At 58.9% G+C, this 21,164-nt stretch carries 18 protein-coding genes and 1 pseudogene; 14 read left to right on the top strand and 5 right to left on the bottom strand.

Features of this window, described 5'->3' with window-relative positions:
- Positions 1 to 1,557 (top strand): OmpA family protein (locus tag H147_RS20035; protein WP_019956687.1); only part of this gene is annotated, 1,557 nt, incomplete at its 5' end.
- Between the two features lie 105 nt (positions 1,558 to 1,662).
- On the opposite strand, the gene H147_RS0117445 is transcribed toward H147_RS20035, so the two are convergent.
- The 3 genes from H147_RS0117445 to H147_RS0117430 form a co-directional block, all read right to left on the bottom strand.
- Positions 1,663 to 2,385: a hypothetical protein gene (locus H147_RS0117445; protein ID WP_051108227.1), complete on the bottom strand. Its 723-nt coding sequence runs from the start codon at positions 2,383 to 2,385 to the stop codon at positions 1,663 to 1,665.
- Positions 2,386 to 2,885: 500 nt separating this feature from the next.
- Positions 2,886 to 4,613 carry a CHAT domain-containing protein gene (locus tag H147_RS0117440; protein WP_211216599.1) on the bottom strand — a complete coding sequence of 576 codons (1,728 nt, stop codon included), beginning with the start codon at positions 4,611 to 4,613 and terminating at the stop codon, positions 2,886 to 2,888.
- Complete coding sequence (locus tag H147_RS0117430; protein ID WP_019956683.1) at positions 4,574 to 5,452, bottom strand: hypothetical protein; 879 nt, start codon at positions 5,450 to 5,452, stop codon at positions 4,574 to 4,576. The genes H147_RS0117440 and H147_RS0117430 overlap by 40 nt, the downstream gene beginning before the upstream one ends.
- Positions 5,453 to 5,850: 398 nt before the next feature.
- Between H147_RS0117430 and H147_RS0117425 the strand changes: the two genes are divergently transcribed.
- The gene (locus H147_RS0117425; RefSeq protein WP_019956682.1) at positions 5,851 to 7,122 is read left to right on the top strand and encodes a tyrosine-type recombinase/integrase; all 1,272 of its coding nucleotides are present in this window, start codon (positions 5,851 to 5,853) and stop codon (positions 7,120 to 7,122) included.
- A 3-nt stretch (positions 7,123 to 7,125) separates the two neighbouring features.
- Here H147_RS0117425 and H147_RS0117420 read toward each other — a convergent pair whose 3' ends face one another.
- Positions 7,126 to 7,728 (bottom strand): hypothetical protein, encoded by a 603-nt coding sequence (locus H147_RS0117420; protein WP_019956681.1) that lies wholly within the window; start codon positions 7,726 to 7,728, stop codon positions 7,126 to 7,128.
- 631 nt (positions 7,729 to 8,359) lie between these two features.
- Here H147_RS0117420 and H147_RS0117415 point away from each other — a divergent pair.
- The 11 genes and pseudogenes from H147_RS0117415 (at position 8,360) to H147_RS0117365 (ending at position 18,095) form a co-directional block, all read left to right on the top strand.
- A complete protein-coding gene (locus H147_RS0117415; protein ID WP_019956680.1) occupies positions 8,360 to 8,608 on the top strand; it encodes a helix-turn-helix transcriptional regulator in 249 nt (82 codons plus the stop codon).
- A complete protein-coding gene (locus H147_RS0117410) occupies positions 8,605 to 8,841 on the top strand; it encodes a hypothetical protein (RefSeq protein ID WP_019956679.1) in 237 nt (78 codons plus the stop codon). The genes H147_RS0117415 and H147_RS0117410 overlap by 4 nt, the downstream gene beginning before the upstream one ends.
- The gene (locus H147_RS0117405; protein WP_019956678.1) at positions 8,838 to 9,233 is read left to right on the top strand and encodes a VRR-NUC domain-containing protein; all 396 of its coding nucleotides are present in this window, start codon (positions 8,838 to 8,840) and stop codon (positions 9,231 to 9,233) included. The genes H147_RS0117410 and H147_RS0117405 overlap by 4 nt, the downstream gene beginning before the upstream one ends.
- Positions 9,230 to 10,237 (top strand): helix-turn-helix domain-containing protein, encoded by a 1,008-nt coding sequence (locus H147_RS0117400; RefSeq protein ID WP_019956677.1) that lies wholly within the window; start codon positions 9,230 to 9,232, stop codon positions 10,235 to 10,237. The genes H147_RS0117405 and H147_RS0117400 overlap by 4 nt, the downstream gene beginning before the upstream one ends.
- Before the next feature lie 5 nt (positions 10,238 to 10,242).
- Positions 10,243 to 10,749, top strand: a pseudogene (locus H147_RS21450) (DNA cytosine methyltransferase); the annotation flags it as partial.
- A 4-nt stretch (positions 10,750 to 10,753) separates the two neighbouring features.
- Complete coding sequence (locus H147_RS21445) at positions 10,754 to 11,500, top strand: hypothetical protein (protein WP_019956675.1); 747 nt, start codon at positions 10,754 to 10,756, stop codon at positions 11,498 to 11,500.
- Positions 11,497 to 12,195, top strand: coding sequence for a hypothetical protein (locus H147_RS0117385; RefSeq protein ID WP_019956674.1), 699 nt, complete (start codon positions 11,497 to 11,499; stop codon positions 12,193 to 12,195). The genes H147_RS21445 and H147_RS0117385 overlap by 4 nt, the downstream gene beginning before the upstream one ends.
- A gap of 84 nt (positions 12,196 to 12,279) precedes the next feature.
- Positions 12,280 to 12,561: a hypothetical protein gene (locus H147_RS0117380; protein ID WP_019956673.1), complete on the top strand. Its 282-nt coding sequence runs from the start codon at positions 12,280 to 12,282 to the stop codon at positions 12,559 to 12,561.
- Positions 12,562 to 12,574: 13 nt separating this feature from the next.
- Entirely contained in the window at positions 12,575 to 14,299 is a 1,725-nt protein-coding gene (locus H147_RS0117375; protein ID WP_019956672.1) for an N-6 DNA methylase, read from the top strand.
- 104 nt (positions 14,300 to 14,403) lie between these two features.
- Positions 14,404 to 16,821: a type I restriction-modification system subunit M gene (locus tag H147_RS0117370; protein WP_311135633.1), complete on the top strand. Its 2,418-nt coding sequence runs from the start codon at positions 14,404 to 14,406 to the stop codon at positions 16,819 to 16,821.
- The gene (locus H147_RS0117365; protein WP_019956670.1) at positions 16,818 to 18,095 is read left to right on the top strand and encodes a restriction endonuclease subunit S; all 1,278 of its coding nucleotides are present in this window, start codon (positions 16,818 to 16,820) and stop codon (positions 18,093 to 18,095) included. Before H147_RS0117370 ends, H147_RS0117365 begins: the two co-directional genes overlap by 4 nt.
- On the opposite strand, the gene H147_RS21275 is transcribed toward H147_RS0117365, so the two are convergent.
- Positions 18,092 to 18,436: a hypothetical protein gene (locus H147_RS21275; RefSeq protein ID WP_211216598.1), complete on the bottom strand. Its 345-nt coding sequence runs from the start codon at positions 18,434 to 18,436 to the stop codon at positions 18,092 to 18,094. The two genes, H147_RS0117365 and H147_RS21275, sit on opposite strands and share 4 nt — an antisense overlap.
- Between H147_RS21275 and H147_RS0117360 the strand changes: the two genes are divergently transcribed.
- On the top strand, positions 18,374 to 21,145 hold the full coding sequence (locus H147_RS0117360; protein ID WP_211216596.1) for a type I restriction endonuclease subunit R: 2,772 nt from the start codon (positions 18,374 to 18,376) through the stop codon (positions 21,143 to 21,145). The genes H147_RS21275 and H147_RS0117360 overlap by 63 nt on opposite strands.
- Positions 21,146 to 21,164 lie beyond the last annotated feature (19 nt).

The raw sequence follows: 21,164 nt of genomic DNA, 5'->3' as shown, positions 1-21,164 counted from the left end.
GCTGCTCAGGCCGCGGAAGAGGCCGCAGCGGCGGAAGCAGCTGCTCAGGCCGCGGAAGAGGCCGCGGCGGCGGCGGCGGCAGCGCAGGCGGCAGAAGAAGCCGCAGCTGCGGAAGCGGCTGCTCAGGCCGCGGAAGAAGCGGCAGCGGCGGAGGCGGCAGCGCAGGCGGTAGAGGAAGCCGCGGCGGCAGAAGCGGCAGCGCAGTCGGTAGAGGAAGCCGCAACAGCGGAAGCGGCAGCGCAGGCGGCGGAAGAAGCCGCAGCGGCGGAAGCGGCTGCACTCGCGGCAGAGGAAGCCGCGGCGGCAGAAGCGGCTGCTCAGGCCGCGGAAGACGCCGCAGCGGCAGAAGCGGCAGCGCAGGCGGCAGAGGAAGCCGCAACAGCGGAATCGGCAGCGCAGGCGGCGGAATCGGCAGCGCAGGCGGCAGAGGACGCGGCAACGGTGGAAGCGGCTGTGCAGGCCGCCCAGGAAGCGGCAGCGATGGCACTGATTGATCCGACCGTTGCTGACGATGCGGCACCAGTGGCTGCGACCCCGGAAACGGCGGCGGCTCCGACGGATGTGATCGAAGAATCCCTCGACGCAGAGTCAGTCCGGACCAGTGCCGAGGAGTTCGCAACCGCTGCAGACGGTTCGGAACCCCGTGCCACACAAGACCGCGGGCTCAGCAATCTCGAGAAGGCTCTCTTGCTCGGTCTGGGTGCTGTCGTGGTCGGCTCGGTGCTGCGCAATGGCGACCGCGTGGTGGCGAATACAGGCGACCGCGTCGTCGTTGAAAGCGAGCAAGGCCTTGCCGTTTACAAGGATGACGACGCGCTCTTACGTCAGCCAGGTGCGACGATCCGAACCGAAACATTTGCTGACGGGTCGTCGCGCACCACGCTCGATCGAGTTGATGGATCGCAGGTCGTCACGATCCGCGATTCGCGCGGACGGGTGCTGCGGCGGGCCGCTGTTTACGCTGACGGGACGCAATACGAATTGTTCGACGATCTGCAGCCTCTCCCGGAGGTCGATGTGCGCCAGTTGGTGGCGACGCGCCCGGTTCCGCTCAGCCTGTCGGTGGCCGAAAGCGATATGGCCGCCTTGCGTGCGGCGCTGCGCGAAGAAATGGCGTATGACGCGGGCCGGACCTTCAGCCTGCGCCAGATCCGCGAGATCGAGCAGGTGCGCAGCCTCGTGCCGGCGATTGATCTTGATACGGTTGTCTTCGAGTCCGGCTCTGCCGCGATCCCGGCAGAACAGGCCCACAGTCTTGTGCGGCTGGGGATCCTGATCGAGGAGTTGCTGTTCGAGAATCCGCGCGAGATATTCCTTATCGAAGGTCATACCGACGCGGTCGGGAGCGAAAGCTACAACCTCGCCCTGTCGGACAGGCGTGCTGAATCGGTCGCGCTGGCTCTGACCGAAGCATTCCACATCCCACCTGAAAACCTGATCGTTCAGGGCTATGGCGAGTCTTTCCTGAAAGTGCAGACGCAGACCGCGGAAGAACGCAACCGCCGTGCAACCGTGCGCCGGATCACGCCACTGCTGCGCGAGATCGCGGCGAACTGAGGGCACTCCTCGACGGCGGCGGGGAGCGGACGATGATTTTCGTGGAGCGGGTCCGCGCGCAAAGTGGTGGGCGCGGACTTGATCAGTCGAATGCGCATAGGTGGCTTACTGTATCGAAACGGGCTGAAGCAGTTCGTCGGTATCCAGTCTCATTGCACTGCGCCAGAGCGGAGTCTTGAAGACGTGGTGAACATGCTTGCCATCGTGTTCTTCACGGGTCTGGACAAGCAACCCCGCCCATTCGAGCGGGCGCAGGACACCGGAAGAGAACGCGGCCATTTCTCGCCATCCGGCATTGTCCCAATCATAATCCTTGCCATAGAACGCTGCGAACAGCGCCCGCTCGGTGGTGCCGTGGTCCGCCTCGACGTTGATGACGTTCATCCAGACATCCCATTTGCCGAAGAGGCGCTCGTCGAAGCGCGCATAGGACACATGGTCGATTTCGAGGACGAAGAAAGGGACGAGTTCGCCGAACAGTGGCGCGGGTGCCTGTGCCAATTCTCCGCCGCGCTTGGTCACGCGAAACTCGCCCTTAAAGTGCCGCCCGAGGCGCAATTTGATCAGAAGGTAATGCAGCACCTCGAGCGGCGGAAACTCATATTCATTGATGACCTTGTTGTAGCGGAACATTTCTTCCGCACTCGAGCCCGGCCATTCAAAGTGCTCGACCGCCCAATGGACGAAGACGCGTTTGAACGCCATTGTCTTGGTCAAACCGATGGACCTGTGCTCCTGCGCGTAACGAAGAGTCAGGAGGGCAGCGCGCAGCAGGGGCGAATGCCCAAGGTCAGGATGGTCATCTGAAAGGGCGCGGAACGCGATCATGGCGCGATGCTGCCACATGCATTCATAGAGGCCAAACGCAAAAAGAGTCCCCGCTTTTCAGGGGGACTCGTCAAACGTTGAGGTGGCGTTGAGGTAAAACGCGCGCACTCATACACAAGTGTTTTTGTCGTATTCTAACCATTTGGAATGGTTAGATATTTTGGTTGCGGGAGTAGGATTTGAACCTACGACCTTCAGGTTATGAGCCGTAAATGGGCCATGGTGCGAAAGCGATTCTTATCAATGGCTTACGAGTTAAGACGTTGATATAAAAAACTATTTCCCTGGTCTTGGTCGTTTTTTGCTGGGTTTTGGCGCTTCCCGACGTGGTCAAAACCGCATTCGCGTGTTGACCAGACGTTGACAAGAGCAGTGACGATGACATCCTAACGGTAATCGTCCAGCGCCGCAGCCTCATCGAGTACGTGCGAACTTTGGGTAGGTCTCGGCGGCAAGCGGTCGCTCGCGGCAGCTCGACAAGATGATCCTTTGGGCGCACGCTATGCGCTTCCAACAGTAAACTTGTACTTGGCAGCTTCGCCTCTGTACCCGGCCATGTTTAGGTCGTTGACTGCCAAACCAAATGCGTTTGCGTAAGTTTCTCCATGCGCAAGAGCGCGATAGAAGGCTTTTGTGAATCTGATTGCAGCATCATCTCCAATGGAAACATCGCAGCCAACAACGGCCTTTAAATGCTTTGCAGCACCCTTCGCCACACTGTCAGAGAAGCAAGCATTCAGGACGACGCACTCGACCCCCCTCAGGTAGGATAAGAACTCCGCGAAGTCGTCGGCCTCTAGGTTCTGAGCTGTCCCTTGATCGTTCTCAAAGCAGAGGCTTCCGGGGGAGCCATGGCCGCTGAAGTGCAGAACCTTTGGTTTTGCGTTCAGGACGGATCCTTGGATGTCCTTGATCCGTACCGCATGTGCAAATTCGACTTCAATTTGCTGGGCAGCACCTGAAACCATGGCCAGTTCATGACTCATGTCCCGAGCTTCTTGGTCTAGCCGCAGATGCGTTTGCTTCATCGGCGAAGCCATCATCATGAGTACTTTCAACTGAACTTTCCTTTTCTTATCGGCAATAATCAGGCCAAGCAAATCTTCTTCAAAGCCCACAAGCAGTGAAGTGCCTTGTGATGAGCTGGACCCTTGAAGAATAGAATGCAGCCGGGTGCCTTCGGATCCAACCAACAGCCGCTGCCTAAGCGTGGTGTCAGTGTCGTAAATCTCAATCGCCTTGTCGTGGTAGGTGCCGGAGAGATGCGCATGTTTGGCAAAATGTTCCGCCAGTATCTCGCGCACCCCACTGTTGGCTTCAGAATCAAACCAACCGATCGTTACTTCATCCAAGCCGTCGTAGTGTATGTCGAGCACGCCCTTCGCCAAACCTTCCCTCGCGTCTGGGTGAGAAAGGTAGGTGCCATTCCTGATGAGGTCTTGGCGTTCAATTGGATCTTTGATCTGTTTTGCGCCTAGCTGAAGAAGCTTAGACTGCACGTTCGGGGGCTGCTGTTCCAGCGAACCGAACGGCACTCCAAGGTCAGTGAGGAGGATGGTCGGATTTTCGATGACCGACCAAACGCAATACTGCCGCACGATTGGGTCCGGGTGCTCGCCCAGAACCTTCAAAAGTTCGCCATTCCGATACGAGGGATGAAACATGTTTTCGACCGAGCGGTTCAGGCCAACCGTGATCAGGGCGAGCTTAAGAACCTCCGCGTCAACTTTGCTTATGTCGATTTTCAGCCCTGACAAGTCGAGCTTGGCGTGATCCGTGTTCTGCATCGCTGCCAGCGTTTTGACCAAAGGGTCTACTGTGCCAAGGACAGGGCAGGCAGCCAGGTTGCCGTTATACATCTTCGAAAGGGCCGCCACTGCGGCTGCGACTATCTCCGGATATTGTTCATACCGCCTGAGCGCTATGCCCACGGGGGTGTTTGAATGGGCCATGGTACCCATCTGTGCAAGACAGTTAAGGCCCCAACGCACCACTTTGACGTCAGAACTTACAGCAATGAGGCCGTTGATGTGGACCTCAAATTTGTACCGATCAGCCGGGCCAAGCTGAGTTCGTCTCCGATAATGGCTGGCCAGCTCCTGAAGGGCGACCTTCTGGCGGCGAGGATTCGGGGTGTTTAGTTCGTGCTCCAAGTAGGCGGTTTTCAGAGCAGGGATGGTCTTTAGACCTACCCGACGAACGCCTCGGTTTTCAGTAGGCGCTGCCAAGTTCCTATGCTCCATGGCTCGAAATCGTCAATGTTGTTTGGGCACACCTTTGCGTCGAGCCAGGTCGGGTCGTTCAAAGACAGCCGTCTCATGGTTGGCTCAAACCAGTCTGGGCAAGACCAAAGCATGACGATCAGCAAAGAGCGGACATTATTATCACCCGTGCACTCAAAAGCAAAGATCGGCTCAGGCGCCTCAAACTGATCCGCCGGGAACGTCTTGGGTGTCAGGTCTAGATCCATCATCAGAACAGACATAGCGTTTTCGCGAATACCAAAATCATCACGCGAAAAAAGTGTAAAATCGGACTCAGTGATTGCTCCGGGAAAACCAATCGAACGCTTATTAGCAAACGCCTCCCGGTCGTCGCGGTAACGTCCCACGCGATAGGATAGGAGCTGTTTGCCCCGTCGCACCAAGGAGAACGTCCAGACAGTGGGCAAATCACCGCCTACTTTCTCGTGCTTTTCTAAGTATTTAAAGGCGTTATGGGTAGAGACAGACCGTAGAAGAGTATCCACCGGTATGTCAGCATCTTTCCGCAAATGGTTCTCAAGGAACTTCTCGTCGAATGCCAGCGGCCACGCGCCTTGCAGGTCGCGCGTCCTACGCCTGGCGGGGAATCGCTCTTTGTATTTGTCCGGAATGTCGGGGTCAGCAATTAGCTCACACAGGAAGTACTGCCCCGGCTCGGTTCGGAAAAAACGCGAACTAGATCTATGATAGAGAATATCCTCACTCAATCGCGCCTGAAGCGTCTTAACTTGGGTTTGGCCTCTGAGGTTAATCGGTACGATGGCTGAGCGGTGCGCTGCGGCCAAAATTGCCTTTGCCGACATAGGCCGACGTGCCGCCGATAGCACTTTGTGGGCAATATCAAGGTACGAATCCACCGGCGACCCTCCTGGACACCCTTTAACGTAGCCTGCGAGTAGCTTTTCCTCAATAGTGATTGGCAGATCGACCCTGCGTCGGTCACCCAAAGCTATCAACCATGCTGTGAATAACTCTTCGGACCATCGAATGATCCTCAATCTTGCTCTGCCCGCCCCTACTGATCCTCCCAATTCTTCGCAACGTGCGCTGGGTGAGTTCGCACAACCCACTGATTTTATTGACCGGAATTCCGCATCTCACTTCAATTCCGCCTTCCGCCTGTATTCCGCCCCTGCCCCGTGCTCTGACTTGATAAGGACGCAGATCTACGCCTGTGTCGCGGGACAAGGAGGCCGGATACATGGTCAAACGACTGAAACTGAACGAAAAAACCCTGCGTGACGCTGAGCTGCGGCCGGGCGTCAGCTATCAGATTTTCGACACTGAGGTGATCGGTTTTGCCGCGAGGGTTCAGTCCTCGGGGGCGCGGACCTTCACCATTGATTATCGCCATGCCGGGCGGCAGCGGCGTATGAACATCGGACGCTGGCCGGAGTGGAGCGTGACCGCCGCGCGCGAACGCGCCAAGGAGTTGCGCCGCGCCATCGACGAGGGGCGCGACCCTCTGGCCGTGCGGGAGGATTTCCGTGAAGCCCCGCGCATGAAGGACATGATTGACCGCTACATTGCGGAGCATTTGCCGAAACTGGCAAAGAATAATGCGGGTGATCAGGTCTCGATGCTCAGGAAAATGCTGGAACCGGCCTGGGGCAACAAGCTGGTGACCGAAATCACCAAGTCCGATGTAGCCCGGTTCCTTGATTTCGTCGCCGAAGGCCGCCCCCGCCCTTGCAAGGCAAAACCAAACAACCGCGCCCGCAAGCTACAGGGCCACAAGCCGACCCCGATCCGCGCCAACCGCATGGGTGAAGTCCTGCGCAAGATGTTCACGCTGGCCATGGAATGGGAATGGCGGGCCGATAATCCGGCGCAGGGCTTCCACCGCCGCATCGAACAGGCCCGCGAGCGGTTTCTTGGCCCCGAAGAACTGACCCGGATCGCGGCAGTGCTGGACAGCGCCGAGGATCAGCGCGGGGCGGCGATCATTCGCATGTGCATGCTGACCGGCGCGCGCGTGGGCGAGGTGCGCACCGCACGGTTTGAGCAGTTCAACCTCGACTATGTCATCTGGTCGAAACCCGCCGCGACCACCAAGCAGCGCAAGATCCATCGTGTACCGATTTCGCAGGAGGTGGTGACCATCGTGCGCCAGCGCCAGATGGTGGTACCGCACGGCAACCCATGGCTGTTCCCCGGTGAGACCGTCGGCCAGCCCGTACGCGAAATCCGCCGTTTCTGGGCACGCGTCCAGAAAGAGGCGGATCTGCCTGATGTGCGTATTCACGATCTGCGCCACACGTTTGCCTCCCTGCTAGTTAGCGGTGGTGCATCGCTGGAAATGATCGGCAGGCTCTTGGGTCACAGCCAGATGCAAACGACACAGCGCTACGCCCACCTGATGGACTCGCCGCTGCGCGCTGGCGTCGATACCGTGGCCAGCATCCTGCGCCCGCGACCGCGCCTTGTGCACGATGCAGCGCAGGATGATGCCGGGCTGACGAAGTCAGCCTGACCGTCAGACCGGTTCTTCGCCGCGCAGTTTGCGCCAGAGTGCTGCCAACCGCTTACGGATGGTGCTTTCCTCTGGCACCTCGCCTGACCGAGAGTTTTGCACGAACCATTCCTGTACCAACGCCACCAGCGCTGTTTGGCTTTCAGGCACGCCCTTCTCGAAGACGAACCACGTCAACCACGCGTACATCGCGTCCCATTCATATCTCGGGGCAGCGCCCGTGTTCGCGGCTGGTCGGCGCATCAGATCACGTTCTTCCTCAAACTGCTGCACCGTGTGGGCGGCCAAGAGCAGGTCCGAGGACCGGATGGGCAGGCCATCAGGTGGATCGGTCACCTTCAGCCAGACCTTGCTTCCGGGCGGCAGGACACGCTTCAGACGGCAGAGTTCATCGCTTGGGCCATACCGGCGGAACATCGGCATTAGTTCGGCAATCGGCACCTCGACCAGCCCTGCGACAGTCTCGTCACCACAGCTGACCGGCGGGATGCCCGCCAGAACCTGAAAATGCCCGGCTGCGGCCCAGCCTGCGACATCTGCCGGAGGACAGCCCCAGCGCGCAGAAAGTTCATAGATCGAATAAAAGGCGATAGGCGGGAGAGGCATAGGTAAAATCCTTTCAGACATGCGACATAGTTCGGCCAAAAGCCGTCAGAATGCGGGGTTACAAAGCCCGCGATGCAACGCATGCGGACGGGTTAGGTGCTGAGCCTTCTGTCGAGGAAAATCGCCTGTGGGCCAGAGCCGCATCCCTCGGGATGCTGGCGCCTGGCTGTGTTCGTCTTTTTCGATTCTTGTTTGCTGCTCACCCCCAGAATACGCATCCTATGGGCGAGCACGCAATCACGAACCCGTGATAGTCGGTCAATGCAGTCGGTTGCCGCAACAAACATTCGAGTGCCGTTGAATGTCGTCGGCGCGGGACCGGAATTGGTCGTTCAGGCAATTCCGCCACAGGCAAATCCTGCGAATCACTGTTAAGTGCCCGCCAATTTGACCTGCCAGGAAGAACGAGCAGTTTCGTCCTGTGACGGGCGCATAAAGCCTTGCGATATTAGACGGGTTGTCGGCGCTGACCCCCTCCCGCCATCAATCAGAAACGCTTGAAACCCCAATGAAAAAAGGGCCGGAATTGGTCGTCGGGTTTCAATTCCACCTTCCGCCTGTCTTCCGCCCCTCGCGGTCTGCTTCGCTGTCCGTGCCCCCGCGAGAGGGGCATGAGGCAAATGGAGCAGCCATGAAACAACCCCCGCCCGAAGTCCCGCATGAACCATTGAACCTGCTGGCCGACTGGATCAGCCGCGAGCAATTGGCAGGCGAACTTGGCATCACAGCGGACACCCTCGCCAGATGGGAAGCACGTCGCCAGGGACCGCCCTGCACACGCATAGGGCGAAAGTCGCTTTACCGCAGGATCGCCGTTCAAGACTGGATCCGCGCGCAGGAACAGGTGCATCAGGTGCGCAAATCACGGGGGCGGTCATGAACCTTTACCTCCATGCCCCATGGCCCGCCGACCGCTTGACCGAAGCCCGCGCCGTCATCGCCGATGTCGCCCATCACAGCGACCACCTGATCCGGCTGGCATGCAATGTTCTGGTCACGCATGGGGAAACCCCCGGTGAACGCAAAGACGCCTGCGTGCTCTTGGTGGTGATCGACGCGCGGCGGCCGATCCGGCAGGCCCAGCGTGATGAAAACGGGGAGGTCGGGCAATGAACCGCCGTGGCACCCCAGAAGCCGATCTGCAACGTGCGGTCGTACAAGCCCTGCGCGTCGTCCTGCCCCGCACGGCCATCGTGCATCACTGCGCGAATGAGGTAACCGAACCCGGTCCCCGCGGTGCCAAGCGCCAGGCGATCCTCGTCGGCATGGGCGTTCATGCGGGCTTTGCCGATCTGATGATTATTTGCGATGCCCGAGTGCTCTTCCTTGAACTGAAAGCTCCCAAAGGCCGCCTGCGCCCTGAGCAAGAGGCGTTTCGTGATGCCGTGCTGGCGCAGGGTTTTGGCTGGGCGTTGGTGCGGAGCCTCGACGCCGCGCTGGGCGCGCTGGCTGATCACGGTTTTACCACGCGCATCGCCGCCCCTGTTGGGAGGACTGCGCCATGAGCCATGACGCCACCAACTGGGCCATCAAGCAGCGCGGGCTGAAACCCACCACGAAGATCGTGCTCTGGCATCTCTGCGACCGGTTCAATCCCGACTATGGCTGCTTCCCTTCGCAGGCGCGGCTGGCCCATGATTGCGAGATCAGCCGATCAACGCTGAATGACCACATCGGCCAGCTGGAAACCGTGGGCCTGTTGCGCCGCGTGCCGCGCATCGATCCGGTGACCAAGAGACAGCTCCCGACCCGCTACATCTTGGGCTTTGAACCCGGCTTCACACCCGCCGATGTGGTTCCATGTCCGGAAACCGGACACGGGTTTGCTTCCATCGACCACAATGCTGAAACTGCGGCTGAAATCGGCTCCGATACCCGCATATCGGTCGAGCCGTGTCCAGAATCCGGACACGGGATTGACCCAAAAGCCGTGTCCGGATTTTGCCCTGAGCCGTGTCCGGAAAATGACCAAAGCCGTGTCCGGAATCCGGACACTAACCTTGTAAGGGAACCACTAAGTAAACCAGTAAAGGAGGAGGAGGACGCAGCTGCGCGCGATTTCGAATTTGATCAGTTTTTCGCAGATCTGATTTTGGCGCTGGGCCTGGACCCAGCCGCCCTGCCGGGCTGGTGGCAAGGGACACCGGCACGGCTGCACGTCCAGCGCTGGCGCAGCGAGTTGGGGCTGACCGAGGCCGAGATCGTCGATGCGGCGAAGGACAGCCGCAAGGATCATCCCGACCCCCCCGATGGCCCAAAGGCGCTCGACCGCGCCATGCAGCGCGCCGCCCAGCGCAAGACGGATGACGCTGGTCGGAAGCGCCGTAAGGGCAAGGCTGGTCCGGTGTCGACCGCGAAGCCCATCGTCGATTTGCCGGTGTTCTACGCCGAGATCATCAATTCTGATCGCTACCTGCCCGTCAGCGCGATCAACAACACCGTGCGCGATGCGATGCTGGGCCGGGGTCTTGTCACGGCGGAACGGCTCCGGATGCGGGGGATCCGGTGAATGGCATGGTGTCACGTCCCCGGCATGGATTGTCCCTCTGCGCAGGCGGCGGAGGCCTTGATCTGGGCCTCATGCTCGCCGAATCCAGCTATCACACCCGCGCCTTCGTCGAGTGGGAAGACTGGCCCCGAACTGTGCTCATTGCCGCCCAGCGCGCAGGGTATTTTGCGCCCGCTCCAATCTGGGACGATCTGCGCAGCTTCGATGCCCGGGTGTTCCGCGGCGCATTCGACATCGTCCTCGCCGGTTATCCCTGCCAGCCCTTCAGCGCCGCTGGCAAACGCGGCGGTGCAGACGACCCGCGCCACCTCTGGCCAGAGGTCGCCCGCGTCATTGGCGAATGTCGCCCAGAATGGGTGTTCCTCGAAAACGTCTCCGGGCATGTCACACTCGGCCTTGAAACCGTCCTGCGAGAGCTTTGGGGCATGGGCTACACGCCTGCGGCGGGCCTGTTCAGCGCGGCAGAAGTCGGCGCGCCGCACCAGCGGATGCGGATCTTCATCCTGGCCCACACCGATGAGCCTGCATCCCGGCACGGCCAGCTACAACCCGGCCGGGAACAGCGACTTCACGCGCAAAGCCGAGGCATTGGCGCTGGGCATAACGAACTGGTCGACGCCGAAAGCCACGGATGGCGCGAAAGGCGGGCCGGGCCAGAGTTACGGCTCGGGCGGCATGCCCCCCCTGCCAGCGCAGGCGGCGCAATGGCAGACGCCGGTGGCGGACGATCAGATGGATCGGCTGCGTGGCAAGATCAACAGCCGGGGCGAACCCAAGCTGTCGGCGCAGGCGATCCAGTGGCCAACACCGGCGGCGCAGAACTGGAAGGGATCGAGCGAAGCCAGCATCATCCGCGCCGATGGCAAAAGCCGGATGGATATTCTGCATTACCGGGCGGAACAGGGCTTCACCCACCCGGGCCCGGTGATCATGGCGCATGGGCGGCGGTCCTCGCCGCACTTCCCGATCTCGCGCCCGCTGTGGGCTTCGATGATTGCCTCGCATGGGCGCGCCGCCTCGCGGCGGATCCTGAAGGGCCGGGCGCGGCGGCGGCTGAATCCGCTCTTCGTCGGATGGCTGATGGGCTGGCCTATCGGGCACGCGCTCTACGCCTGCTCGGGAACGGAGTTCATCCACTGGCAGCAGCACATGCGTGGCGCGCTCTCGCAGCTGCCCATGGCCTCGGGCCCTTGGATTTGGCGGCCGACGGACGGGCCGGAAGGCCCAGCGCAGATGAACCTGTTTGAAGGATTGCGGCAATGAGCATGCAAGGACGGATTGGCCGCGCCGGTGGTGCAAAAGTGAAGCGCGCGCTGGGCGTGCAAGCGGCGCTGGAATGGGCGTTTCGGGTGGAACAAGCGCAGCTGGAACTTCCTCCACCAAAGAATGTAACCGAGGAAGGCTTCGGGTTTGGCCTCGAATATATCCTGCTGCAGCGTGCGGCGCTGGGCTGCAAGGTCGACGGCGGTCAGCACAAGATGGGCAGTTACACCCATGCGGATGCCGAAGTGATCGCCGCCAACGTTGCCGGGATTCCCGACAGGCTCGGCGGCATCCGCATGGCAATCAGCGTGGCCGAAATGGCGCGCGCTGGGATAACCCCAGATTGGATGCCCGGCGCCGTGCCACGTTGCGTGCCAATGGAGACCAAGCAAAATCAGCATGGCGAGAGGGCCACAACAATCGTCGTCGGGACAGAGCGGGTACTGACAAGGGGCAAGTGGCGCACGGTCGAGGTTCTGGCTTGCCCAATCACCTGGCGACCGCATCCTGAACAGATCGCAGCCGCTCGGCGCGGTTATGAGGATTGGTGGCACGCGCTGGGCTGGGTGCGCGATGGGCTGGTGGCGGGTGGTATGCTGCGGGAGATGGAGGTGACGGAGGCGATGCCGAAGGTGACGCCGTGGTCAGCACATCCCCAAACCAATCCCAAATCGAACTGCATGGCGCTGCCTTAAAAGTTATCTTCTGCTTTTTACAATTTGCTATTGCCTTCTTGCCGGGAGTGTCTCATATATGATCCAACAACAGGAGGCGAACCGATGCATACCACCACACACATTGACGCTCGCATGAACCAACGCGGCATTCGCAAGGAGCTGGTTGGCTTAGCCCTTGATCTTGGCCGCATCGAAGGCGATCGGTATGTCCTAGACACCAAGACCATCCGCGCAGAAATGTGCGAGCTTCGGCGAAAGCTGAAGTTCCTCGATGATGCCGAGCGCAAGGGTGGGGTCATCGTTGTAGCGGCTAGTGACAGCTTGGTCACAACATACCGAGCCGAAAAATTTTGCCGGCCCGGCACAAAAACAATTAACTCCTGATTTTGGAATTCACATGACCTTCCAGGAAGTCCTGAACAATCTGCGTGGCTCGCCGCTTTCGACAGGCCAAATCGTGACGTCAGTCATCGAAGCGGCCGCGAATCTTAGCAAGGGAGATGCTTGGAGAGATAGCGCGTCGATCGCGAATAATCTGGAGCAGCAAAGTAGCGACGCGCTCATTCAAGTTGCCGCCAAGGCACTGCTCGAAGCCCCGATGGACCGTCGAATGTCCGAACTATCCACAATGCTGGACAGCATCGCAGGCCGCGACTTTGGAGAGTTCTGGATCCGGCAGGACGCAGCGCAAGAGCTACTAGGCTTGTTGGGCGAGGCCCAAAGCGCGCGCTTTTCCTACCCGTTAAGCCTCAGACCCGCCCTGCTTTTCGCTATCAATCGGAAGAATCAGCTTATGCCGACCTTCATCGAATATGCAGGCTGGGAGCAGGACAACCGAATTCTTGCGCAAATAGCTGCAATTCTTGATCTCGACATCAAGGTCAGCGACGCGAACCCTTGGATGCGTTCAGGCCAAGTAGCTTTTGACGCAGAACTAATCATGCCGCCTTTTGGTTTCGACATGTCGCGCGCTGGAGACGTGCCCGAGTCCACGCTCTCACACCTTGGTATTTTCGGCGGCCGTCACGGTCGGCTATCGAGCGAAAGCGTGGCAATTGCCGATGCTCTGCTAAACGCGAAAGGGCGCGCCGTTTTGGCCGTTACTGAGGGGGCGTTGTTCCGCGCTGTCGGTGTTGAGGCCATTGCGCGCGAGGAGCTGGTGCATTCTGGCCGACTACAAGCTGTCATGGGCATCGGCCCAAGTATGATGTTTCAAAACACCTCCATCAACACGGCGCTGCTCCTGCTCTCGTCGAAGGGAACCAGCCACGCCACTATCCGCTTCATCAACCTCTCGGACGAACAGTTCGCTTCCAGGCGGGAGCGTGGTCGGCTGGAAATTCGCAAAGGAGTCGATTGGTCGCAACTTCCGGATATGGAACTGACTGGGACGGAAGCGTTCGCACGCGACATCGACCTGCGTAGCATTAGGGAAGAAGGTTACACCCTCACAGTTGATCGCTACCTTGATCGCCACGCACGCGATGCGATTGACCGGTTGCTTGCAAAGTCAGATGTCGCTGAACTTGCAGATCTTGTCGAAATGATCCGGCCAGCAGCGCTCACCCAACAAGAGGACGGTGAGTATGTCGTTCTCGAAGCGGCCCCAGCGGATATTGCAGATGACGGCAATGTCGTTGATCCATCGCGAAAGATTGCCGTTGATCGTATGCAGTATCGAAAAGCCTCTAATCAGATGCTCAGGCCGGGCGATGTGCTGATTGCCTTCAAAGGTGCCGTCGGCAAAATCGGAATCGTGCCCGACGACGTTCCTGCAGAAGGGTCATCGACCATTTGGGCTGCTGGTCAGTCTCTGATGATCCTGCGTTTAAAAGGCAGGCATAGGCTCTCGCCCCGTGTCCTCTGCGAATATCTGTCGGATGAAGTGGTGCAGGAGCATCTGAAGTCTTTGGCTGGAGGATCTGCGATTCAGACAATCGCCATGAAGGATCTAAAAAGCTTGGCGATTCCACTGCCCGACAAGGAAACGCAGGCCAAAGTTGAAGCTGCAGTGGCGGATCGCCAAGCTCTCTATCGACGGATCGAGCAACTTGAGGCCCAGATCACCATGGAACGACGGTCGAACTGGCCCCACTCGGAGCTGCGATCACCCCAGGATTGAACCACCCCGTTGCGACATCACCGCTCACCTCATACTGTGAGCGACAGCATCGAGGGCCAACCGCCTAATTCGATTAACAAAATTGCCGCACTCCACGTACCGGCATGACAACAGGACTGCTGAACCCATCCATGAACCAATTTGCACACAACAAGCTCGTCTCTTTCATCTGGTCAATCGCGGATGATTGCCTTCGCGACGTTTATGTCCGCGGTAAGTATCGCGATGTTATTTTGCCGATGGTTGTCCTCCGCCGCCTCGACACCCTGCTTGAACCCACCAAGGCTGCCGTTCTGGAAGAAGTGCGCTTTCAGAAGGATGAAATGAAGGAGACCGAACTGGACGATGCCCCGCTCAAGGCGGCCTCCGGCTATGTGTTCTTCAACACAAGCAAGTGGACGCTGAAGCGGGTGCACGCCACTGCCACCAACAATCAGCAGATCCTGCTGGCCAATGTCGAAGATTACCTGAACGGGTTCTCCGACAACGTCAAAGAGATCATCTCGCGCTTCAAGCTGCAGGAACAGATGCGGCACATGGCGAACAAGCAGGTCCTGCTGGATGTGCTGGAAAAGTTCATCTCGCCCTACATCAACCTCACGCCGCACCCGGTCGAAGACCCGGACGGCAACACGCTCCCAGCCCTCAGCAACCTCGGCATGGGGTATGTCTTCGAAGAGCTGATCCGCAAGTTCAACGAGGAAAACAACGAAGAGGCGGGGGAGCATTTTACCCCGCGCGAGGTGATCCATCTGATGACGCACCTGGTCTTCGACCCGATCAAGGATCGCCTGCCCCCGGTCATGACCATCTATGACCCCGCCTGCGGCAGTGGCGGCATGCTGACGGAATCGCAGAACTACGTCATCGACCCCGATGGCCAGATCAAGGCCACTGGCGACGTCTACCTTTACGGTAAGGAAATCAACGACGAGACCTACGCCATCTGCAAATCTGACATGATGATCAAGGGCAACAACCCCGAGAACATCAAGGTCGGCTCCACTCTCTCGACCGATGAATTCGCCGCGAATCGCTTTGACTTCATGCTGTCCAACCCGCCCTACGGCAAAAGCTGGAACAGCGAACTGAAACACATCAAGGACGGCAATGACGTCATCGACCCGCGCTTCAAGGTCGAATTGGCCGACTACTGGGGCACCATCGAAACCAAGGACGCCACCCCGCGCTCCAGCGACGGCCAGTTGCTGTTCCTGATGGAAATGGTGGGCAAGATGAAGTCTACCAAGGACAGCGCCATCGGCGCGCGCATCGCGAGCGTGCACAACGGCTCCAGCCTGTTCACTGGCGATGCGGGCAGCGGCGAGTCCAACATCCGCCGCCACATCATCGAAAACGACATGCTCGACACCATCATCCAGCTGCCGAACAACCTGTTCTACAACACCGGCATCACCACCTACATCTGGCTGCTGACAAATGCCAAACCCGCTGACCGGCGCGGCCGCGTGCAGCTGATCGACGCCAATCTGCTGTACCGCAAACTGCGCAAGAACCTTGGCGACAAGAACTGCGAATTTGGGCCCGAAGATATTGACGCGATCACCAACGCCACCCTCGCGTTCCAGCCGGTCGAACGCCAGCTTGACGCCAATGGCGATCCCACTGGCATTGCCGTGCAGATCTTCGACAACACCGATTTCGGCTATCACAAGGTCACCATTGAACGCCCCGACCGCCGCCGCGCACAATTCAGCGGCGAACGGCTGGCCCCGCTGCGGTTCGAGAAATCCCTGCGCGAACCGATGGAGCATCTGTGGGACACCCATGGCGAGGCGGTCTATGACGCTGGCTTTCTGAAGGACCAGGCCAAGCCGATCATGGTCTGGTGCGAGGAACAAGGCATCACCCTGAACGCCAGCGCCCGCGCCAAACTGCTGGATACCGCCAATTGGAAACGGCTGCGTGAATTGCTGGCGCATGGCCACACGCTGATGCAGGCCGTCGGCACCGACGAGACCGCCGATTACAACGCCTTTGTCGAACGCGTGACCAAGGCGCTGAAGGCCCGCAAGATAAAGCTGTCGGCGACCGAGAAAAACGCCATCCTGAACGCGGTCAGCTGGTATGCCGAGGATGCGGAAAAGGTCATCGACAAATCCTTGCGTTTCACGAACGCCGAGCTTGCGGCGGTGACGGCACGGCTGGGCTGCGATGTGGCCGATCTGGGTGATTTCGGCCTGTATAGGCAAGCCGACGGCAGCTGGCTGACCTACGCCTCCAACGCCGACCTGCGCGATAGCGAGTCTGTGCCGCTGAAAGACAGCATCCACCGCTATTTCCGGGCCGAGGTGAAGCCCCATGTCGATGAGGCCTGGATCAACCTCGACACGGTCAAGATCGGGTATGAGATCAGCTTCAACAAATACTTCTACCGCCACAAACCCCTGCGCGGCCTAAGCGCGGTGACGGCGGATATTCTGGCGCTGGAACAGCAGGCAGACGGGCTGATCTCGGACATTCTGGGAGTGCCGGTGGCGGCGCTGTCGGAGGTGGAATGATGGACACCTATGGCTATGCAAGGCCGGAAGTAACAAAGCACAGCCACGCGGAATGGCTGGGCGAAGTTCCAACCGATTGGGACATCAAAAAGATGAAGTACCTCTTTCGCGATCACTCGCAAAAGGGGCAACCCGATGCGACTTTGCTTTCGGTCACCCAAGGACAAGGTGTTGTTCCGCGGACTTGGGTTGAAAACCGCATGGTCATGCCATCAGGTAACCTCGAAAGCTTCAAGTTCATCGAGAAAGAAGACTTTGCCATCAGCCTTCGATCCTTCGAGGGCGGCCTTGAATACTGCCATCATGACGGCATTATTTCCCCGGCCTACACAGTTTTGAAGCGACGCCACGCGAACCTCGATAGCGGCTATTATCGGTATTTGTTCAAAAGCTACGCCTTCATTTCCGAACTTCAAACTTCGGTTGTGGGAATCCGTGAGGGCAAGAACATCAGCTTTGAAGAGCTTTCCTACTCCTTGATGCCGATTCCGCCTTTGTCTGCACAGCGCGCCATCGCGGCGTTCCTTGATGACAAATGCGCCAAGATCGACGGGGCGGTGAAGATCAAGGAAGACCAGATCGCTCTGCTGCGCGAGCGGCGGCAGATCATCATTCAGGACGCCGTCACCCGCGGCCTGAACCCCGCCGCTCCGATGAAAGACAGCGGCATCGACTGGATCGGCCAAATCCCCGCGCATTGGGAAGTGAAGCGCAACAAGCACATGTTTGTCGAGATCAATGAACGCTCGGCCAAAGGCACCGAACAGCATCTTTCGATGAGCCAGAAACTTGGCCTTGTCCCGGCCAACCTAGTGGAAAAATCTCTGGTTTCCGAAAGCTATGAGGGGGCCAAACTAGTCAGGGAAGGTGACTTGGTCCTAAATCGACTGAAGGCGCATCTTGCGGTCTTCTCGATCGCTTCGATGGAAGGCCTTGTAAGCCCAGACTATTCTGTGTTCCGGCCTTTCGTCGCGGGCGCGTCCAGCCGATATTATGAGTCTCTCTTCAAAACCTCCAAATACCTCGGCGAATTCAGGCTTCGGGTTCGCGGCATCGTTGAAGGGTTTTACCGCCTTTACACCGACAGCTTCATGGATATCCCGCTTTTGATCCCGCCTCAGTTCGAACAAGGTGAAATCATTGATCATCTTGATCGACTGTCGGCCAAATTTGACGACGCTATTTCCATCAAGCAAGACCAGATCGCGGCGCTCAAGGAATACAAAACCAGCCTGATCAACGCGGCCGTCACCGGCAAGATCAAAGTCATTTAGGGGATAGCATGGTCAGCAACACTCGCGAAATCGCACTCGAACAGGCCATTCAAAAACACCTGACCGGCCACACGACCGAAGAGTTGGCTGGCCAGCCCGCGCCAGTGGGCAGCGCCCCCTATCGCATCGGCCTGCCCGGTGATTTCAACGCTCAGTTCGCCCTCGACACCGCGATGTTCTGGCAGTTTCTGCACGCGACACAGGGCAAGGAACTGGCCAAGCTGGAATCGCGCAATCCGTCCGATTGGCAGGCCAAGATCCTTGAACGCTTTGATCGGATGATCAAGAAGAACGGCCTGCTGCATCTGCTGAAAAAGGGCCTCGACGTTGACGATGCGCATCTGACGCTGATGTATCCCGCGCCGCTCGCCAGCTCTGCCGCCCGCGTCCACGAAAACTTCACCGCCAATATCTTCAGCATCACCCGCCAGGTCCGCTATAGCCAGACCAACCCGCTGGAAGAGATCGACATGGTGCTGTTCCTGAACGGCATGGCCCTGATCACGGTGGAGTTGAAAAACGCCTGGACCGGCCAGACCGCCCGCTTTCACGGCCAAAAGCAGTACCGCGACCACCGCGACGCAACCCAGCCCCTGCTGCAGTTCGGCCGCGCGCTTGTACATATGGCGGTGGACACCGACGAGGTGTTCATGGCCAGCAAACTGGCAGGCCCCGCGACGTTCTTCCTGCCCTTCAACAAGGGCCACAACAACGGCGAGGGCAACCCGCCCAACCCCAACGGCCACAAGACCGCATATCTGTGGGAAGAGGTGTTCCAGCCCGCCAGCCTTGCGGGCATCATCCAGCATTTCGTGCTGCTGGAAGGCAAGGCGGCCAATCCGCTGGCCAAGAAATCGTTGATCTTCCCGCGCTATCAACAGCTGGACGTGGTGCGCCGTCTGCTCGATCATGCCTCCACCAACGGCGTCGGCCACAGCTATCTGATCCAGCATTCGGCGGGGTCGGGCAAATCGAATTCAATCACTTGGGCTGCGTATCAACTGATCGAAACCTACCCCAAAAGCACCAGCCTGCCCGGCGCGCGCGGTCTGGACCAACCACTGTTTGACAGCGTTATCGTGGTAACGGACCGCCGGTTGCTGGACAAACAGCTGCGCGACAACATCAAGGATTTCTCCGAGGTCAAGAACATCGTCGCCCCGGCGCTGCGGTCAGCCGACCTGAAAGCGGCGCTGGAGAACGGCAAGAAGATCATCATCACGACGATCCAGAAGTTCCCGTTCATCATCGACGGCATATCAGACCTGAGCGACAAGCGGTTCGCCGTAATCATCGACGAAGCGCACAGCGGCCAAAGCGGCCAGGCGCACGACAACATGAACCGCGCGATGGGCGCGGGCGATGTGGACCCGGACGAGGACGATCCGCAGGACCGCATCCTGGCGGCGATGCAATCGCGCAAGATGCGCGGCAACGCGTCGTATCTGGCGTTCACCGCCACGCCCAAGGCAACGACGCTTGAGAAATTCGGCGAGCGCCAGCCGGATGGCAGCTTCAAGCCGTTCCACCTGTACAGCATGAAACAGGCCATCGAAGAGGGATTCATCCTCAACGTGCTGGCGAACTACACGACGTACAAAAGCTATTACGAAATCCAGAAGTCGGTGGAGGAAAACCCGCTGTTCGACACCAAGAAGGCCCAGAAGAAGCTGCGCGCCTATGTCGAGCGGAGCCAGCACACGATCAACACCAAGGCCGAGATCATGCTGGACCACTTCATCCCGCAGGTCGTGAACACGAAGAAGCTGCGCGGCAAAGCCAAAGGGATGATCATCACCCAGAACATCGAGGCCGCGATCCGCTACTACAAGGCGGTGACGAAGCTCCTCGATGCGCAAGGAAACCCTTTCAAGGCGCTGATCGCCTTTTCTGGTGAGAAGACCGTCGACGGGGTGAAATACACCGAAGCTGACATGAACGGCTTTCCCGAAAGCGAAACGCGGGACAAGTTCGACACCGATGACTACCGGCTGCTGATCGTGGCCAACAAGTATCTGACCGGTTTCGACCAGCCCAAGCTGACCGCGATGTACGTGGACAAAAAGCTGCAGTTCGTGCTGGCCGTCCAAGCCCTGTCCCGCCTCAACCGTTCTGCCCCCAAGCTGGGCAAACGGACGGAAGACCTGTTCATTCTCGACTTCTTCAACAGCGTCGATGACATCAAGACTGCCTTCGACCCCTTCTACACCGTAACCACGCTGTCCGAGGCGACCGACGTCAACGTGCTGCACGAGCTGAAGGACGCGCTAGACCAAGTGGGCGTGTACGAATGGCAGGAGGTCGAAGACTTCGTGACCCGGTATTTTGCCGGTGAAGATGCCCAGACCCTCAGCCCGATCATCGATATCGCGGCCAACCGTTTCAACGCCGAACTGGAGCTGCCTGACGCCGAGAAGATCGACTTCAAGATCAAGGCTAAGCAGTTCGTGAAGATCTACGGTCAGATGGCGTCGATCATCCCCTTTGAAGTGCTGGAATGGGAAAAGCTGTTCTGGCTGCTGAAGTTCCTGATCCCCAAACTCAAGATCAAGGATCCCAATCAAGACATGCTTGATGAACTGCTGGAGGCCGTCGATCTGTCATCCTACGGCTTGGAGCGCACGAAGCTGAACCATGAGATCGGCCTTGATGCGTCTGATACGGAACTGACCCCGCAGAACCCGAACCCGCGCGGCAACCGCGACGGCGATCCGGAAACTGATCCTCTAGATGACATTATTCGTAGCTTCAACGAGCGGTGGTTTCAGGGCTGGAGCGCAACGCCAGAAGAGCAACGGGTCAAATTCGTCAATATCGTCAACAGCATCCGTGCGCACCCGGACTACACGGCCAAGTACGAGGACAACGCTGACCCCTTCAACCGAGGGCTAGCGTTGGAGAAAATCCTCATGGACGTGATGCTGAAACGGCGAAAGGACGAACTGGAGCTCTATAAGCTGTTTGCTTCTGACCCGGCGTTCAAGGCGGCTTGGAGCCAGAACATCGAACAGGTGCTTAACAAGAACTTGGACATAAGACCCGGCGCTTGACACGAAGGCGCTGGGCAAT

Source organism: Yoonia vestfoldensis DSM 16212 (assembly GCF_000382265.1).
GTDB classification, from domain to species: Bacteria; Pseudomonadota; Alphaproteobacteria; order Rhodobacterales; family Rhodobacteraceae; genus Yoonia; species Yoonia vestfoldensis.
Note: the sequence above shows the minus strand (reverse complement) of the source record. Positions and strands in the feature narration are given on the sequence as shown.

Bases quoted from the DNA above. Each gene is read 5' to 3' on its own strand.
- H147_RS0117445 (WP_051108227.1), bottom strand. From the start codon at position 2,385: ATGATCGCGTTCCGCGCCCTTTCAGATGACCATCCTGACCTTGGGCAT.
- H147_RS0117430 (WP_019956683.1), bottom strand. From the start codon at position 5,452: ATGTCGGCAAAGGCAATTTTGGCCGCAGCGCACCGCTCAGCCATCGTA.
- H147_RS0117425 (WP_019956682.1), top strand. From the start codon at position 5,851: ATGGTCAAACGACTGAAACTGAACGAAAAAACCCTGCGTGACGCTGAG.
- H147_RS0117420 (WP_019956681.1), bottom strand. From the start codon at position 7,728: ATGCCTCTCCCGCCTATCGCCTTTTATTCGATCTATGAACTTTCTGCG.
- H147_RS0117415 (WP_019956680.1), top strand. From the start codon at position 8,360: ATGAAACAACCCCCGCCCGAAGTCCCGCATGAACCATTGAACCTGCTG.
- H147_RS0117410 (WP_019956679.1), top strand. From the start codon at position 8,605: ATGAACCTTTACCTCCATGCCCCATGGCCCGCCGACCGCTTGACCGAA.
- H147_RS0117405 (WP_019956678.1), top strand. From the start codon at position 8,838: ATGAACCGCCGTGGCACCCCAGAAGCCGATCTGCAACGTGCGGTCGTA.
- H147_RS0117400 (WP_019956677.1), top strand. From the start codon at position 9,230: ATGAGCCATGACGCCACCAACTGGGCCATCAAGCAGCGCGGGCTGAAA.
- H147_RS21445 (WP_019956675.1), top strand. From the start codon at position 10,754: ATGAGCCTGCATCCCGGCACGGCCAGCTACAACCCGGCCGGGAACAGC.
- H147_RS0117385 (WP_019956674.1), top strand. From the start codon at position 11,497: ATGAGCATGCAAGGACGGATTGGCCGCGCCGGTGGTGCAAAAGTGAAG.
- H147_RS0117380 (WP_019956673.1), top strand. From the start codon at position 12,280: ATGCATACCACCACACACATTGACGCTCGCATGAACCAACGCGGCATT.
- H147_RS0117375 (WP_019956672.1), top strand. From the start codon at position 12,575: ATGACCTTCCAGGAAGTCCTGAACAATCTGCGTGGCTCGCCGCTTTCG.
- H147_RS0117370 (WP_311135633.1), top strand. From the start codon at position 14,404: ATGACAACAGGACTGCTGAACCCATCCATGAACCAATTTGCACACAAC.
- H147_RS0117365 (WP_019956670.1), top strand. From the start codon at position 16,818: ATGATGGACACCTATGGCTATGCAAGGCCGGAAGTAACAAAGCACAGC.
- H147_RS0117360 (WP_211216596.1), top strand. From the start codon at position 18,374: ATGATCAAGAAGAACGGCCTGCTGCATCTGCTGAAAAAGGGCCTCGAC.
- H147_RS21275 (WP_211216598.1), bottom strand. From the start codon at position 18,436: ATGCGCATCGTCAACGTCGAGGCCCTTTTTCAGCAGATGCAGCAGGCC.